This is a genomic window from Arenimonas caeni (assembly GCF_003024235.1).
Taxonomy (GTDB): Bacteria; Pseudomonadota; Gammaproteobacteria; order Xanthomonadales; family Xanthomonadaceae; genus Arenimonas; species Arenimonas caeni.
The window spans coordinates 515,130-528,875 of the sequence record NZ_KZ679084.1; the positions used below are offsets into that span (position 1 = coordinate 515,130).

14 protein-coding genes are annotated in these 13,746 nt (G+C 72.2%); 1 reads left to right on the forward strand and 13 read right to left on the reverse strand.

The features are described from left to right. Nucleotides 1-4: 4 nt before the first annotated feature. Complete coding sequence (glyA, locus tag C6N40_RS02480) at nt 5-1,255, reverse strand: serine hydroxymethyltransferase (RefSeq protein WP_106989412.1); 1,251 nt, start codon at nt 1,253-1,255, stop codon at nt 5-7. Between the two features lie 262 nt (nt 1,256-1,517). Between glyA and ettA the strand changes: the two genes are divergently transcribed. Continuing rightward, nucleotides 1,518-3,182, forward strand: coding sequence for an energy-dependent translational throttle protein EttA (gene ettA, locus C6N40_RS02485; protein WP_106989413.1), 1,665 nt, complete (start codon nt 1,518-1,520; stop codon nt 3,180-3,182). Nucleotides 3,183-3,280: 98 nt separating this feature from the next. Here the strand turns inward: ettA and C6N40_RS02490 are convergent, their stop codons facing one another. The 12 genes from C6N40_RS02490 to C6N40_RS02545 are packed head-to-tail and all read right to left on the reverse strand — an operon-like array spanning nt 3,281 to nt 13,743. Beyond that, nucleotides 3,281-4,201, reverse strand: coding sequence for a glycosyltransferase (locus tag C6N40_RS02490; RefSeq protein WP_106989414.1), 921 nt, complete (start codon nt 4,199-4,201; stop codon nt 3,281-3,283). Nucleotides 4,202-4,210: 9 nt separating this feature from the next. Continuing rightward, the gene (locus tag C6N40_RS02495; protein WP_162782038.1) at nt 4,211-5,095 is read right to left on the reverse strand and encodes a glycosyltransferase family 2 protein; all 885 of its coding nucleotides are present in this window, start codon (nt 5,093-5,095) and stop codon (nt 4,211-4,213) included. A 1-nt stretch (nt 5,096) separates the two neighbouring features. Continuing rightward, complete coding sequence (gene gspD, locus C6N40_RS02500; RefSeq protein ID WP_106989416.1) at nt 5,097-7,274, reverse strand: type II secretion system secretin GspD; 2,178 nt, start codon at nt 7,272-7,274, stop codon at nt 5,097-5,099. 4 nt (nt 7,275-7,278) lie between these two features. Continuing rightward, nucleotides 7,279-7,974 (reverse strand): hypothetical protein, encoded by a 696-nt coding sequence (locus tag C6N40_RS02505; RefSeq protein ID WP_106989417.1) that lies wholly within the window; start codon nt 7,972-7,974, stop codon nt 7,279-7,281. Then, the gene (gene gspM, locus C6N40_RS02510) at nt 7,967-8,560 is read right to left on the reverse strand and encodes a type II secretion system protein GspM (RefSeq protein WP_106989418.1); all 594 of its coding nucleotides are present in this window, start codon (nt 8,558-8,560) and stop codon (nt 7,967-7,969) included. The genes C6N40_RS02505 and gspM overlap by 8 nt, the downstream gene beginning before the upstream one ends. Next, complete coding sequence (locus C6N40_RS02515) at nt 8,557-9,669, reverse strand: PilN domain-containing protein (protein ID WP_106989419.1); 1,113 nt, start codon at nt 9,667-9,669, stop codon at nt 8,557-8,559. Before C6N40_RS02515 ends, gspM begins: the two co-directional genes overlap by 4 nt. Next, the gene (locus C6N40_RS02520; protein ID WP_106989420.1) at nt 9,669-10,550 is read right to left on the reverse strand and encodes a type II secretion system minor pseudopilin; all 882 of its coding nucleotides are present in this window, start codon (nt 10,548-10,550) and stop codon (nt 9,669-9,671) included. Before C6N40_RS02520 ends, C6N40_RS02515 begins: the two co-directional genes overlap by 1 nt. Continuing rightward, nucleotides 10,547-11,194 (reverse strand): prepilin-type N-terminal cleavage/methylation domain-containing protein, encoded by a 648-nt coding sequence (locus C6N40_RS02525; protein WP_106989421.1) that lies wholly within the window; start codon nt 11,192-11,194, stop codon nt 10,547-10,549. The genes C6N40_RS02520 and C6N40_RS02525 overlap by 4 nt, the downstream gene beginning before the upstream one ends. Next, nucleotides 11,191-11,637, reverse strand: a complete 447-nt coding sequence (locus tag C6N40_RS02530; protein ID WP_106989422.1) for a type IV pilus modification PilV family protein — start codon at nt 11,635-11,637, stop codon at nt 11,191-11,193. The genes C6N40_RS02525 and C6N40_RS02530 overlap by 4 nt, the downstream gene beginning before the upstream one ends. Continuing rightward, nucleotides 11,634-12,086: a type II secretion system protein XpsH gene (gene xpsH, locus C6N40_RS02535; protein ID WP_106989423.1), complete on the reverse strand. Its 453-nt coding sequence runs from the start codon at nt 12,084-12,086 to the stop codon at nt 11,634-11,636. The genes C6N40_RS02530 and xpsH overlap by 4 nt, the downstream gene beginning before the upstream one ends. Nucleotides 12,087-12,105: 19 nt before the next feature. Beyond that, nucleotides 12,106-12,522, reverse strand: coding sequence for a type II secretion system major pseudopilin GspG (gene gspG / locus C6N40_RS02540; RefSeq protein WP_240183422.1), 417 nt, complete (start codon nt 12,520-12,522; stop codon nt 12,106-12,108). A gap of 3 nt (nt 12,523-12,525) precedes the next feature. Then, nucleotides 12,526-13,743, reverse strand: coding sequence for a type II secretion system F family protein (locus C6N40_RS02545; RefSeq protein WP_106989425.1), 1,218 nt, complete (start codon nt 13,741-13,743; stop codon nt 12,526-12,528). Between the last annotated feature and the right edge of the window lie 3 nt (nt 13,744-13,746).

Genomic DNA, 13,746 nt, shown 5'->3' on the forward strand with positions numbered 1-13,746 from the left:
CCCGTCAGCCGTACACCGGGAAGGCGCGGCACTGCTTCGTGACGTTTTCACGCACGCCGGCGATCACGTTCGCGTCGGTGGGCGCGTCGAGCACGTCGCAGATCCAGTTGGCCAGGGCCACGCACTCGGGCTCCCTGTAGCCGCGGGTGGTGACGGCCGGGGTGCCGATGCGCAGGCCCGAGGTGACGAAGGGCGAGCGCGGGTCGCCCGGCACCGAGTTCTTGTTCACCGTGATGTGGGCGGCGCCAAGCGCGGCCTCCGCGTCCTTGCCGGTGACGTCGCGGCCGATCAGGTCGATCAGCATCAGGTGGTTCTCGGTGCCGCCGGAGACGATCTTGTAGCCGCGCGCCATGATCGCCTTCGCCATGGCCTGGGCGTTCTTGATGACCTGGGCCTGGTAGTCCTTGAACGAAGGCTCGAGCGCCTCCTTGAAGGCCACCGCCTTGGCGGCGATCACGTGCATCAGCGGGCCGCCCTGGGTCCCCGGGAACACCAGCGACTGGAGCTTCTTCTCCAGCTCCTCGTTGGCCTTCGCGAGGATGATGCCGCCGCGCGGACCGCGCAGGGTCTTGTGGGTGGTGGAGGTGACCACGTCGGCGTGCGGCACCGGGTTCGGGTACAGGCCCGCGGCCACCAGCCCGGCCACGTGCGCCATGTCCACGAAGAACCAGGCTCCGACCGACTTCGCGATCGCGGCCATGCGCGCCCAGTCCACCACCTGCGAGTAGGCGCTGAAGCCGGCGACCAGCATCTTCGGCTTGTGCTCGGTGGCGAGGCGCTGGACCTCGTCGTAGTCGATAAGGCCGTTCTCGTCCACGCCGTACTGCACGGCGTTGTAGATCTTGCCGCTGAAGTTGACCTTGGCGCCGTGGGTCAGGTGGCCACCGTGGGCCAGGCTCATGCCCAGCACGGTGTCGCCCGGCTGCAGCAGGGCCATGTAGACGGCGATGTTGGCCGACGAGCCCGAGTGCGGCTGGACGTTGGCGTAGTCGGCGCCGAACAGCTGCTTGACGCGGTCGATCGCCAGCTTCTCGGCGATGTCCACGTACTCGCAGCCGCCGTAGTAGCGCTTGCCGGGGTAACCCTCGGCGTACTTGTTGGTGAGCACGCTGCCCTGGGCCTCGAGCACGCGCGGGCTGGCGTAGTTCTCGGAAGCGATCAGCTCGACGTGGTCCTCCTGGCGGCGGGTTTCCTCGGCAATGGCCTGGGCGAGGTCCTCGTCGTAACCGGCGATCTGCATGTCCTTGGCAAACATCGGGGGCGCTTCCTGTGGGGCTTTCGAGGCCGAAATTGTAGCCCCGGCGGGGGTTTGCAGCCAGCCGGCCGGTACCAGGTTCATTTTCTCCCCCGCTGGGACAGCCCGGCCAGCCGACCTGTCCCAGCGGGGGAGAAAATGAACCTGGTACCGCTTTTCGGCGATAATGGCGGATTCGACGAAAACCGACCGGCCGCCCCTCCCCGGGGCAGGCCCCACCCCCGCCCGTGCCCGAGCACGGCGCCCCGGAAACGAGTAGCCCATGTCGCAATACATCTACACCATGATCGGCGTCAGCAAGACCGTGCCGCCGAAGCGCCAGATCATCAAGGACATCTCGCTGTCCTTCTTCCCGGGCGCCAAGATCGGCCTGCTCGGCCTCAACGGCGCCGGCAAGTCGACGGTGCTGCGCATCATGGCCGGCGTCGACACCGACTTCACTGGCGAGGCGCGCCCGCAGCCGGGCATCAAGATCGGCTACCTCGAGCAGGAGCCCAGGCTCAACCCCGAGCACACCGTGCGCGAGGCGGTGGAGGAAGGCGTGGGCGAGATCATGCAGGCGCAGGCGCGCCTGGACGAGGTCTACGCCGCCTACGCCGAAGAGAACGCCGACTTCGACGCGCTGGCCAAGGAACAGGAGCGCCTGGAGGCGATCCTGGCCTCGGGCGACGCCCACACCCTCGAGCAGCAGCTCGAAGTGGCCGCCGACGCCCTGCGCCTGCCGCCCTGGGACGCGAAGATCGGCAACCTCTCGGGCGGCGAGAAGCGCCGCGTGGCCCTGTGCCGCCTGCTGCTGAGCAAGCCCGACATGCTGCTGCTCGACGAACCCACCAACCACCTCGACGCCGAGTCGGTGGAGTGGCTCGAGCAGTTCCTGCAGCGCTATCCGGGCACCGTGGTGGCGGTCACCCACGACCGCTACTTCCTCGACAACGCCGCCGAGTGGATCCTCGAGCTCGACCGCGGCCGCGGCATCCCGTGGAAGGGCAACTACACCGAGTGGCTGCGCCAGAAGGACGAGCGCCTCAAGCAGGAAGAGAACCAGGAGAAGGCCCGCCAGAAGGCCATCCAGAAGGAACTCGAGTGGGCCCGCCAGAACGCCAAGGGCGGCCGCTCCAAGGGCAAGGCGCGCCTGGCCCGCATCGAGGAGCTGCAGGCGGTCGACTACCAGAAGCGCAACGAGACCAACGAGATCTTCATCCCGCCGGGCGAGCGCCTCGGCAGCAAGGTGATCGAGTTCAAGAACGTCTCGAAGAAGTTTGGCGACCGCCTTCTGATCGACGACCTGAGCTTCACGGTGCCGGCCGGCGCCATCGTCGGCATCATCGGCCCGAACGGCGCCGGCAAGTCGACGCTGTTCAAGATGATCACGGGCCAGGAGAAGCCGGACTCGGGTTCGATCGAGCTCGGCCCGACGGTCAAGCTGGCCTACGTGGACCAGAGCCGCGACAAGCTCGAGGGCAACCACAACGTGTTCCAGGAAGTGTCCGGCGGCGCCGACATCCTCAACATCAACGGCATCGAGATCCAGTCGCGCGCCTACATCGGCCGCTTCAACTTCAAGGGCCAGGACCAGCAGAAGCTGGTCGGCACGCTGTCGGGCGGTGAACGCGGCCGCCTGCACCTGGCCAAGACGCTGCTGCAGGGCGGCAACGTGCTGCTGCTCGACGAGCCGTCGAACGACCTGGACATCGAAACCCTGCGCGCGCTGGAAGACGCCCTGCTCGAGTTCCCGGGCAACGCCTTCGTGATCTCCCACGACCGCTGGTTCCTCGACCGCATCGCGACGCACATCCTGGCCTTCGAGGGCGACTCGCACGTGGAGTTCTTCATGGGCAACTACCGCGAGTACGAAGAAGACAAGAAGCGCCGCCTCGGCGCTGAGGGCGCCCAGCCCCACCGGATCCGGTTCAAGGCCCTCAAGTAAGCCCCCCTGCCCCCTCCCCGCGAGGGGGCAGTCATTTCAGCCCTCCTCCGAACATCGCCGTAGGAGCCTTCAGGCGCTCCTACAGAGGGGCCGCGGGGTCAGCGCAGGCGCCGGAGGCGCTGGCGGGCGAGGACGAGGCCGAAATGGGCCCAGAGGGCGAGCCAGAGGATCGGCTGCAGCAGGGCCGGGGTTTCGGCGGCTTCGAACTTGCGGAAGTAGCGCCACAGGCCCCGGTGCTTCTGCAGCTCGACCCAAGCCGGGCGGCGGCGGCTGGAGACGCCGCGCAGGTGGGTCACGGCGAGGTGGTTGGCCACCACCACCTCGTAGCCGGCCTGGCGGACCCGGCGGCACAGATCCAGGTCTTCAGCGTGCAGCCGGTAGCCCTCGTCGAAGCCGCCCAGGCGCACGAACAGCACCGAGGGCAGCAGCATCAGCGCGCCGGAGACCGCATCCACGGGCTGCACGTCCTGGTTCGGGTCGCGGCCCAGGTACAGGCTGTCGCGCTTGCCGAACGAAAGCAGCTGCTCGCGCAGCGACGGGTCGGCGCGGCGCGAGGCCGGGTCGGCGACGCCGTGCTCGTCGCGCTGCTCCACGCCGAGCAGGCCGGCGCCGGGGCGCGCGATGGCGCAGTCGACCAGGCGCGCCAACGTGTCGCGGCTGACGAAGGCGTCGGGATTGACGAACGCGACCCAGGGCTGGGCGATGGCCGTCGCGCCCTGGTTGCAGGCCGCGGCGAAGCCCCGGTTGTCCGGGTTCCGCGCCAGGCCCAGGCGCGGATCGCGGCGGGCCAGGCGCTCGACGATGGCCACCGTGTCGTCCGGCGAGGCATTGTCGACCACCACCACCCGCGCCACGTCGCGCGCCGACAGCAGCGCCGACAGGCAGCGCTCGATCGTGCCCGCGCTGGCATGGGCCACCACCACCACGCCGATGTCGCGCGCGCCGTGGTCGGGCACGCCGCCCGGGCCGGGCGCGGCGGATTGCTCGCCGGTTAGCGGCGGTAGCGGTTTGTCGGACATGGGCGGATGCTAGCCGAACAGGTCGCGCTGCGGTCCCGAGCGCGCCAGCAGTTCGAGGTTTTCCTGCAGCCGCGCGCGATGCGCACGCAGCGGATCGTCGAGCAGGAACCGCGCCACCTGCTCGTGGTAGAGGGGCCAGCGTGCCAGCAGCCGCTCGAGGTTGCCGCCTTCGGCCGGCAGCTCGAGCGGGCCGAACGATGCGCCGCCGTGGTGCACCACGTAGGCCGTGTCGCACAGCACGTTGCGCCAGCCCATCGCCGCCGCGCGCAGGCTGAAGTCGTCCTGTTCGCCGCCGCCGACCCCGAACGTCGCCGCATCGAAGCCACCCAGCTGGCGCAGCGCCGCGCGCCGCACGTACATGCAAAAGCCCGCCGCGGCCGGCAGCTCCGGCCATGCCGGCGCCGACATCGCCGCCGCCTCGGCCAGCACGTCCGGATGCTCGGGCGCCGGGTTGGGCTCGCCCGGGCGCGGGAAGCTGCAGGTTTCGGCGTTGTTCGACCACGGGGTGATGGTGGCGATGCGCGCGTCGGCCCCGGCGCAGCGGGCCAGCTGCTGCAGCCAGCCGGGCGTGACCACCGTGTCGGAGTCGAGCAGCACCACGTCGGCCTCGCCGGTCTCGGCGAAGGCCGCGTTGCAGTTGGCCGGGTAGCCCATGTTCAGATCGCGCCGCACGTAGCGGGCATCGAGCGCGCTGCGGTAGCACCAGCCGCGCGCCATCGGGTTGATGCGCTGGTCGGTGGACGCATCATCGGCCAGCAGCACGCGGGTGCCCGGCGGCAGCGTGCGCTCGAGCGAGGCCAGGCAGGCGTCGAGCGCCTCGAGCGCGTTGTGGATGGTGACGACGACGGTGGGCAGCGGCCCCGCGACGCCCGGCCTGGGCTCGGCGCGGGCCATGTCAGCGCGCGTCGTCGCCCCGGCGCAGGGGCTCGAGGGCGCGGAAGCGCTCGCCGTATTCATCGGTGAGCTTGCGCGCCTCGTTCGGATCGCGAACCACGCGCGGCGTGACCAGGATGATCACCTCGGTGCGCAGCTTGTCCTGGGTCTTCTTGCCGAACAGCCCGCCCACCACCGGCAGCCGGCTCAGGCCCGGCAGGCCGTCGCTGCCCTGCAGGGTGCTGTCGGAAATCAGGCCGGCCAGCATCACCGTCTCGCCGCTCTGCACGGCCGCCTCGGTGGTGAGCTTGCGCTTGTTGATCGGCAGGTTGCCGTTGGCGTCGGCGGAATCGCCGGGCGAGCTGACCTCCTGCTCGATCTCCATGAACACCGTGCCGTCGCGGCTGATGCGCGGCGTGACCGTGAGGATGACGCCGGTGTCGAGGTACTGCACCTGGGTGAAGGTGCCGGTGCCACCGCCGCTGCCGTCGCCGATGATCGGGTTGAAGCTGGTCGAGTTGACCGGGATCTTGGTGCCCACGTCGAGCTTGGCCTCGGCGTTGTTGCGCACCACCACCGACGGCGTCGAGAGCACGCGCACGTCGGAATAGCTGTCGAGCGCCGAGATCACCGCGGCGGCGTTGCGGCCCAGGAAGGTCCACGACAGCCCGCCCTCGCCCACCGCGCCCGAGAGGTCGCCCCAGATCGGGCGGCCCACCGCCGAGGGCAGGCCCTCGTCGGCCACCGCGTTCTCGAAGAACCAGTTCACGCCGTAGCTGAGCTGGCCGTTGAGCTGCACCTCCACCACCTGCGCCTCGATGTGCACCTGCAGCGGCATCGTGTCCAGGCGCTCGATGGTGCGGCGGATCGACTCCCACTGGCCCGGCGTCGCGCGCACCAGCAGCGCATTACTTTCCTCCACCGCGCTCACCGACACGCCGTCGGCGCTGCCGATGGACACGCCGCCGGCCGCGTCGCCGGCGCCAGCGCCGGCCCGGCCCGCGGCCGCCGCGCGCGCCTTGGGATCGGCGGCATCCGGCGCCGGGGTATCGATCGAGCGGATCTGCACCGGCTCCAGGCCGGGCATCAGCGAGGGAGCGCCGCCACCGGCGCCCGCCGGGGACGGGCCGACGCCACCGAACACCTGGTTGAGCTGCTCGGCCAGGTCCACGGCCTTCATGTAGAGCACTTCGTAGGTGTACAGGCGCGCGCCCTCGCCGCCGCCGGCGTCCAGGCGTTCGATCCAGGCCTGCACCTCGCGCAGGTAGCGCGGCTGCGGCGTGATCACCAGCACCGCGTTCTGGCCCTGCAGCGGCATGAAGCGGAACATGCCGGCCACCGGCGTCTGGCCTTCGTCGCCGAACACCGACTCGAGGTCGGACACCACCGCCTCGGCCTCGGACGACATCAGCGGATAGACGCCCACCGACATACCGGCCAGCCAGTCGACGTCGAAGATCTCGACCGTGCGCAGGTAGTTCTGCAGCTCGGCGCGGGTGCCGGCGAGCACGATCAGGTTGCGCGAGCTGTCGGTGCTGACCACGGCGTTGGGCCGCGCGTAGGGTTCGAGCAGCTTCTTCATCTCGGCGGCGGAGATGTAGCGCAGCGGCACCGCGCGCACCTCGTAGCCGCGGGCGTTGGCCACGCCGCCGGTGCGCGGCGAAAGGTTACCCGGCAGCGCCTGCTCGGTGGGCAGCACGTTGTAGCGGCCGTCGAGCCAGACCAGGCGGGCGTTGTTCCAGCCCAGCACCATCTCCAGCAGGCCAAGCGCCTGCGCGGCGTTCACCGGGCGCGGCGTGGCGAGCGTCACCTGGCCCTGCACGCCGGGCGCGATGACGTAGTTCTGCTGCAGCAGGTCGCCGAGGATCACCTTCACCACGGCGTGCACCGGCTCGCCCTCGAAGTTGAAGGTGGCCTCGCCGGGCATGTCCAGCGAGGGCGGCGGCGTGGCCGCGACGCGCTCGTTGATGACCGTGCCCGTGCCCGGGGTCAGCACGGCGCCGGCGACGGGCGCCTGGTCGGTCTCGATGCCTTCCTGCCCGTCGTCGGAACCGCCGGTCGCCTCGCGGCTGATCACCGGCTGGGCGGCAAGCGGGTCGGCGCCACGCTGCACCACCGGCGACGGGACCGAGGCGCAGCCGGCCAGGATGACCAGCAGGGCCGGCGCGAGGACAAGCAGGGGGCGGTGGATGGACATCATGCGGCTACTCTACCTTCTGGGCATTCCGGCGGGCGGCTTCCTCGCGCAGCTGCTCGCGCCGGGCTTCGATGCGCCGGCGGATCGCCTGGACCTGGTCGTCCTCGCCGGCCGGCGCGTCGGCATTGGGCGGGGTCGCCGCAGCGGCGGCCGGCGCGCCTTCCGGCGCCGGCGCTGCGGCGGCCGGCCTTGCGGCCGGGGCGGCGGCACCATCGGCGCTGCCGTCGTACAGGCGGAGTTCGAGCGTGCGCCGGCCCTGCGGGCCTTCGAATTCGGCGCTGCGCGGGGCCAGCGACACCAGCCGCCAGCCGGTGCCCGCCACGAGCTCGCCGACGCGCACGCGCTCGCTGCGCTGGCGGTCGGGCGACTGCAGCAGCGCCGCCTGGAAATCGCCGGCCATCAGTACGCCAGTCAGCTCCAGGTCCATCGGCGCGTCGCCCCCGGCGGCATCTCCACCGTCCGCGGCGCGGCGATCGGCGTTGAGCAGGGGGCGCCGGCTGAGCTCGTCATAGGCCGACAAGGGACCCAGGCGCGCGCCGACTTCCGACAGCTCCACCTGCGGCACCGGCGGCGCCAGGGCCGGATTGTCCGGGTGCGGGCCGAAGTTGGCGCCCAGGCCGGACAGCGCCAGCACCAGCAGGCCGAGCGCCCACGCGGCCAGGGCGGCCAGGAGCACGTTGCCGGGGCGCAGGGACTCAAGCACCGGGCACCCCCGAAGGCGTCGCCAGGTAGCCGTAGAGGTCGAAGCTGACGTCCATCATGCCGCCCTCGCGGCCGGTGCCCAGGTAGGCCGTGCGCGAGAGCAGGTCGAGGTTGTCGATGAACAGCTGCGGGCTGTCGCTCTCCAACGCGTGCAGCACCGCGCCAAGTTCGGTCATGCCGCAGCGCAGGCGCACCTGCACGGTGGCGCGCACGAAGGGCTCGTCGATGCGGCCCTCGTTGGGCGTGCGGGCGGTGATCTGGCAGCGTCCCGGCTGCGGGCTGGCGGCCTCGACCACCGACTCGAGCCGCTGCACCAGCGCGGCGGTGGCGAGCTGGCGGTTGCCCTCGGGCAGGAAGCCGGCGTTCCCGGCTTCGAACTCGCGCACCCGCGCCAGCTCGCGCTCGAGCAGCGGGCGCTGGGCGATCTCCATGCGCAGGGCCAGTTGTTCATCGCGCAGGCGCTGGATCTCGTCGCCCATGGCCAGCATCGGCGCCGTGAACCACCAGTGCACCAGCACCAGGTAGGCCAGGGCCAGGGCGGCCAGGCCCAGCAGCAGCCAGCGGGCGCGTTCGAGGGCCGGCTTCATTTGTCGTCCTCGCCGGACTGCCCCAGCACGCGCGCCACCAGGGTGAAACGGTCCCGGCCGGTGCGCGGATCGGCCTGCACGGCGCCCGACAGCGCCGGCTCCTCGAGCAGGGGCGAAGCCTGCAGCAGGCCCACCAGCGCCGGCGCGGCGCGGCTCTGGCCCACCAGCAGGAGCTTGCCGTCGGCGATGTTGAGCTTGTCGATCGCGGTGTCGTCGGGGATGCGTCGGGTGAGGTCATCGAGGACCTCGAGCATGGTCGGGCTGCTGGCCCGGCGCGTGGCCAGGAAGTTCGCGGCCGCGGTCTTGGCCACCAGCTGGTTGCGCGCCACGCGCGCCTGCCGCACCTCGGCGGTGGCGGCCTCGACGTCGGCGCGCAGGGCCTCGAGCGCGCTGGCGCGGTTGTGCAGGACCAGGCCCATGGCCAGCAGCAGGGCGACCGCGGCGACCGCGGCCAGCAGGCCGTTCAGGCGTCGCACCGGATCGCGGCGGCGCGGGCGCTGCGCCGGCGGCAGCAGGTTCAGGCCCAGGGCCCGGCCTTCGGCATCGGCCACGTCGACGCCGGCGAGCTGGGCAGCCAGCGGCCCGAGCGCCTGCAGCTCCGAATCCAGGCGCGCGCGCGGCAGCACCACCAACTCCACCGGCACCGGCAGCCCGACCGCGGGGCGGGACAGCACGCGCCCCTCGTAGCTGACCTGCTCGGGCGTGAAAGGGGTCTGCCGGTCGATCTCGTGCGCGAGCACGTCGCGCAGGCGCGGCAGCGCGGCAGCCGGCAGGGCCAGGGTGCGCCGCAGCACCGCGGCGGCCGGCAGCACCAGCCAGGCGCGCGTGCGCTGCCCCTCGAGGCGCGAGGCCAGGACTTCGGCGGCCGACAGCGGCAGTTCGCCCAGCGCACGCTCACCGTCGTTGCCCGTCACCGACACCTGCAGCTGGTCACGGTCGCGGCGCAACCGCAGGTGGCCGGCGTCGGCCTGGAACAGCGGCCTCAGGGCCGGCGGCAGCGAGGCGCGCCAGGCCTCGGCGACCTTGCGCGACCAGCCGGGCACGGGCGTGCGCGCCAGGTGCAGGCGCAGCGTTTCCAGCAGGCTTGTCAGTTGCTCGACAGCAGGCATCAGTCGGGTTCCCCTACCCGCCAGGCCAGCGGTGCGTAGAGCTGGCCGAAGTTCGCCGTTGCGCCGATGCGCACGACCGCGGTGACTTCGACCGCCAGCCCATCGTCCCGGACGGCCCGGCTCGCCACACTATACGTGCCGGACCCGGCGACGGCGAGCGGCTGCCCGTCCGGCCCGAGCGGTGGTGGCGCACCCGGCAGCCAGGCCGCGCGCGCGGCTGCCCAGGCGGCGGCGTCGGCCGGCGCCATGCCCAAAGCCTGCAGCACCGGTTCGGGTGCGAAGTCGCTGCGCGGACTCGGCATCGCGGTGTGGACCGTCACGTGCGGCGCCAGCTCGCGGTAGGCCTGCTCGTCCATGCCCAGCACCTGCTGCAGTTCGGACACCACTACGAAGGGGGCGTCCTTGGCACCGTACTCGAGGCCGGCCGCGGCGTACTCGCGGTCCTCGGCGCCGCCGGCCAGCGCCAGCAGTCCGTCGGGGTCGCGCCAGTCCTGGATCGCGCCGGAAAGCTGGATGGCGCGCTCTTCGGGAAAGGCCAGCGCGCGCATGAGTCCGGCCAGCAGGCCGGCGTCCGCGGCATTGAGGTCGAGCTTGGCGCCTTCGTCGGTCACCCGCACCTCGACCCGGTGGCCCGCGAACTCGAACAGATAGGGCCGGCCATCCGGGAACCAGCGCAAGGCCGGGTCGGCTTCGGCCAGGCGCAGCGCGGCAAGTTCGATGCCCGCCTCGGCCGCCAACTGGCCCGCCAGCCGCGTGCGCACCGCGCTGGCCTGCAGGCCCTCGATGCGGCTGGTGAAGGCGAACATCGCCACCAGCCCGGACAGGAGCAGCAGCAGCCAGATCACCAGCAGCAGGGCCGCGCCACGATCGCCGCGCTTCATCGCACGTCCCCCGGACCGTCCTGGCCCGGCAGCGGCGCCTGCCCCAGCCGCGGCGCCACCAGCAGCTCCGGCCAGCGCGCGCGCGGCTCGAGCAAGCGCAGCCGCAGGCGAACCAGGCGCGGCACGCGGCTGGTGTCCTGCCACTGCGACTGCCACTCGCCCGGCTCGCCCAGTTCGTCGAGTCCGCGCACCGCGAACGCCGCCTCGGCGATGCCGTCGAGCAGCACCTGCGGCGGGCGCTCGTTCTCCAGCGGGCCCTCCGGGCCGAGCAGCTCGTGCTGGAACTCCAGGCGCAGGCCCTGCGGACCGCGCACGAGGCTGAAGGTCTGCACGTGCGGGCCGCCGCGCGAGAGGTAGCCCGGCATCGGCGCGACCAGGCGCAGGCGCTCGGCCGACGCCTCGAAGACGACATCCTCCTGCCCCGGCGACTGCGGCTCCATCGGCAGCGCCAGCGCACCCTCGAGCTGCCGGCGCAGGAAACCCTGCACCGCGCGCAGCCGCTCGGTGCGCGCGGCCTCGGCCTCGGCCGCCACGGTCGCCTTCGAGGCATTGCTCAGCGCCGCGAACGCCAGCGCCATGCCGGCCGCCAGCAGCACGCTGGCCACCAGCACCTCGAGCAGGCTGAAACCGCGCGCCCGGTTCATGGCCCGGCCGCCTCGGGCAGGCGCGCGCGCAGGCTGGAGAAGCGCAGGCTGCGCGCCGCCTCGCCTTCGCCCCAGGCCACGTCCAGCTGCAGCAGGTAGAGCACGGGTTCACCCGGCCGCTGCAGGCCCACCGTCTCAACCGGTTCCAGGCCCACTGCCGGCTCCGGCGGCGGCAGCGGGTCGGGCACCTCGCTCACCTCGAGCGTCCAACGGTAGCGCCCGTTCTCGAGCTCGCCGCGTCGGATGCCGGGACGGATCGGTTCGAGCACGCCCACGTCGGCCAGCAGGGACTGCGCGTACAGCGTGGCTTCGCTGGCCTGGCCGGCCTGGCGCACCTGCGCGAGGCCGCCGCCGAGGATGGCCAGCAGGATGCCCATGGCCGTGGCCAGCAGCACGAAGGCCACGATCACCTCGATCAGGCTGAAGCCGCGCTGCCGCCTCATGGCGTGCCCTCGCCGCGCGCGAGCGTGACCTCGCCGGTGAGCCAGGCCACGTCCACGCGCCAGTCGGCATCGTCGCGCCGGAGCACGAAGCGCGCACCGGTGGCGGCGCCTTCGGGAAAGAACCGCACCGCCGCCTCGCGCTGCGCCGGCTGCTCCTGGCGGGCGCTGGTGGCGATGATCTCGATGCCGGCGGGCAGCTCGCCGCTGCGCTTGCCGGCGGCATCCCAGCGCCGGCTGTCGACATCGAGCCGGAACACCTGCTCGCTGCCGGTGGCGATGGCCTGGGCGCGGGTGAAGCGCAGCTCCGCGGCCAGTTCGCGCGCGGCCCCGCGCAGCTGCTGGCCCGGCAGCGCGCGCCCGACCACCATCGCGCCGAGGCCGGCGAGCGTGGCGATGAGCGCCACCACCACCAGCAGTTCCAGCAGCGACAGGCCGCGCGCGCGGTTCATGGCGGCGGCGCAGGCCCGGTCAGGGCTTGCGGATGTCCGCGTTGACGCTTTCGCCGCCGGCCTGGCCGTCGGCGCCCAGACTCACCAGCTCGTACGGGCCTTCGGTGCCGGGGCGGCGGTACTGGATCGGGTTGCCCCAAGGGTCGCGCAGCTCCTCGGACTTGGCGTAGGGGCCGAGCCAGTTGGGCATTCCGCTGGCGCTGACCAGCTGGTCGAGCGACTCGGGCAGGCGCCCGGTGTCCATCTGGAACTGGTCGACCTTGCCGGCCAGGGTGATCAGCTGGGTGTTGGTGAGGCCGACGTTGGCGCGGTCGCGGCCGCCCAGCACGCGGCTGCCGACGATGGCCAGCACGCCGCCGATCAGCACGATCACGATGATGATCTCGATCAGGCTCATGCCGCGCACGCGGCGGGGGGAAGCGGGGATTCGACGCATGGTTCAGCCTATGGAGTTGGTCAGGTCGTAGATCGGCAGCAGCACCGAGAGGATGATCACCGCGACCACCGCGGTCATCAGCACTGTCAGGGCCGGCACCAGCGCCGCCATCAGCCGGTCGAGCGCATTGGCGGTTTCCTGGTCGAAGGTGTCGGCCACCTTGAGCAGCATGGTATCGAGTTCACCCGACTCCTCGCCCACCTGCACCATCTGCACGGCCAGGCGCGGGAACACCTTGCGCCGCCCGAGCGCGTGGCCCAGGCCGCTGCCGGTCTTGACCTCCTCGGCGGCGACGTCGATGGCCTCGGCGAGCACGCGGTTGCCGAGCACCGGGCGCGAGAGGTTGAGCGCGGTGAGCAGGGGCACGCCGTTGCGCACCAGGGTGCCGAGCGTACGCGCCAGGCGGGCGGTGTCGAGCCGGGCCACGAGGTCGCCGGCGAAACGCAGGCGCAGCAGCCGCGCGTCGAGCGCGCGCCGCGCCTCGGGCTGGCGCAGGCGCGCCGCCAGCAGCAGGCCGGCCGCGACCATCGCCGCCAGCACCAGCCACCACCAGTCGCGGGTGAACAGGCCCAGTTCGAGCACCACCTTCGAATACCAGGGCAGCTCGGCGTTGAGGCTGTCGAACAGCTGCTGGAACTGCGGCACCACCACCGCCATCAGGAAACCGACCGAGACGATGATCATCACCACCAGGATGACCGGGTAGATCAGCGCGTTCACCACCCGGCCGCGCAGTCTGGCGCTGCGCTCGAGGTAGTCGGCCAGCCGGCGCAGGGCCTCGTGCACGTTGCCGCCGGCCTCGCCGGCGCGCACCAGGTTCACGTACAGGCGCGGAAACAGGCCGTGCTGCTGCTCGAGCGCGGTCGACAGCGGCGCGCCGCCGCGCACCGCCTCGCGGACGCGTTCGATCACGCGCCGGGCCTGCACGGTGTCGGGCAGTTCAAGCAGGATGCCGAGCGCGCGGTCGAGCGGCTGGCCGGCGCCGAGCAGGGTGGCCAGCTGCTGGGTGAACTGCAGCACCTGCGCCTCGTCGAGCTCGCGCCGGCGCATCAGGCCCGACAGGCTGGCGCCGCCGCCGGCCTCGTCGGCGCGGCGCGCCTCCACCGGCAGGTGGCCCTGTTCCTGCAGGCGCACCACCACTTCGTCGGCGCTGCCGGCCTCCATCTGGCCTTCGAGCGTTTCGCCGGCGGTGGACAGCGCCTTGTAGCGGAACAGCGCCATCGG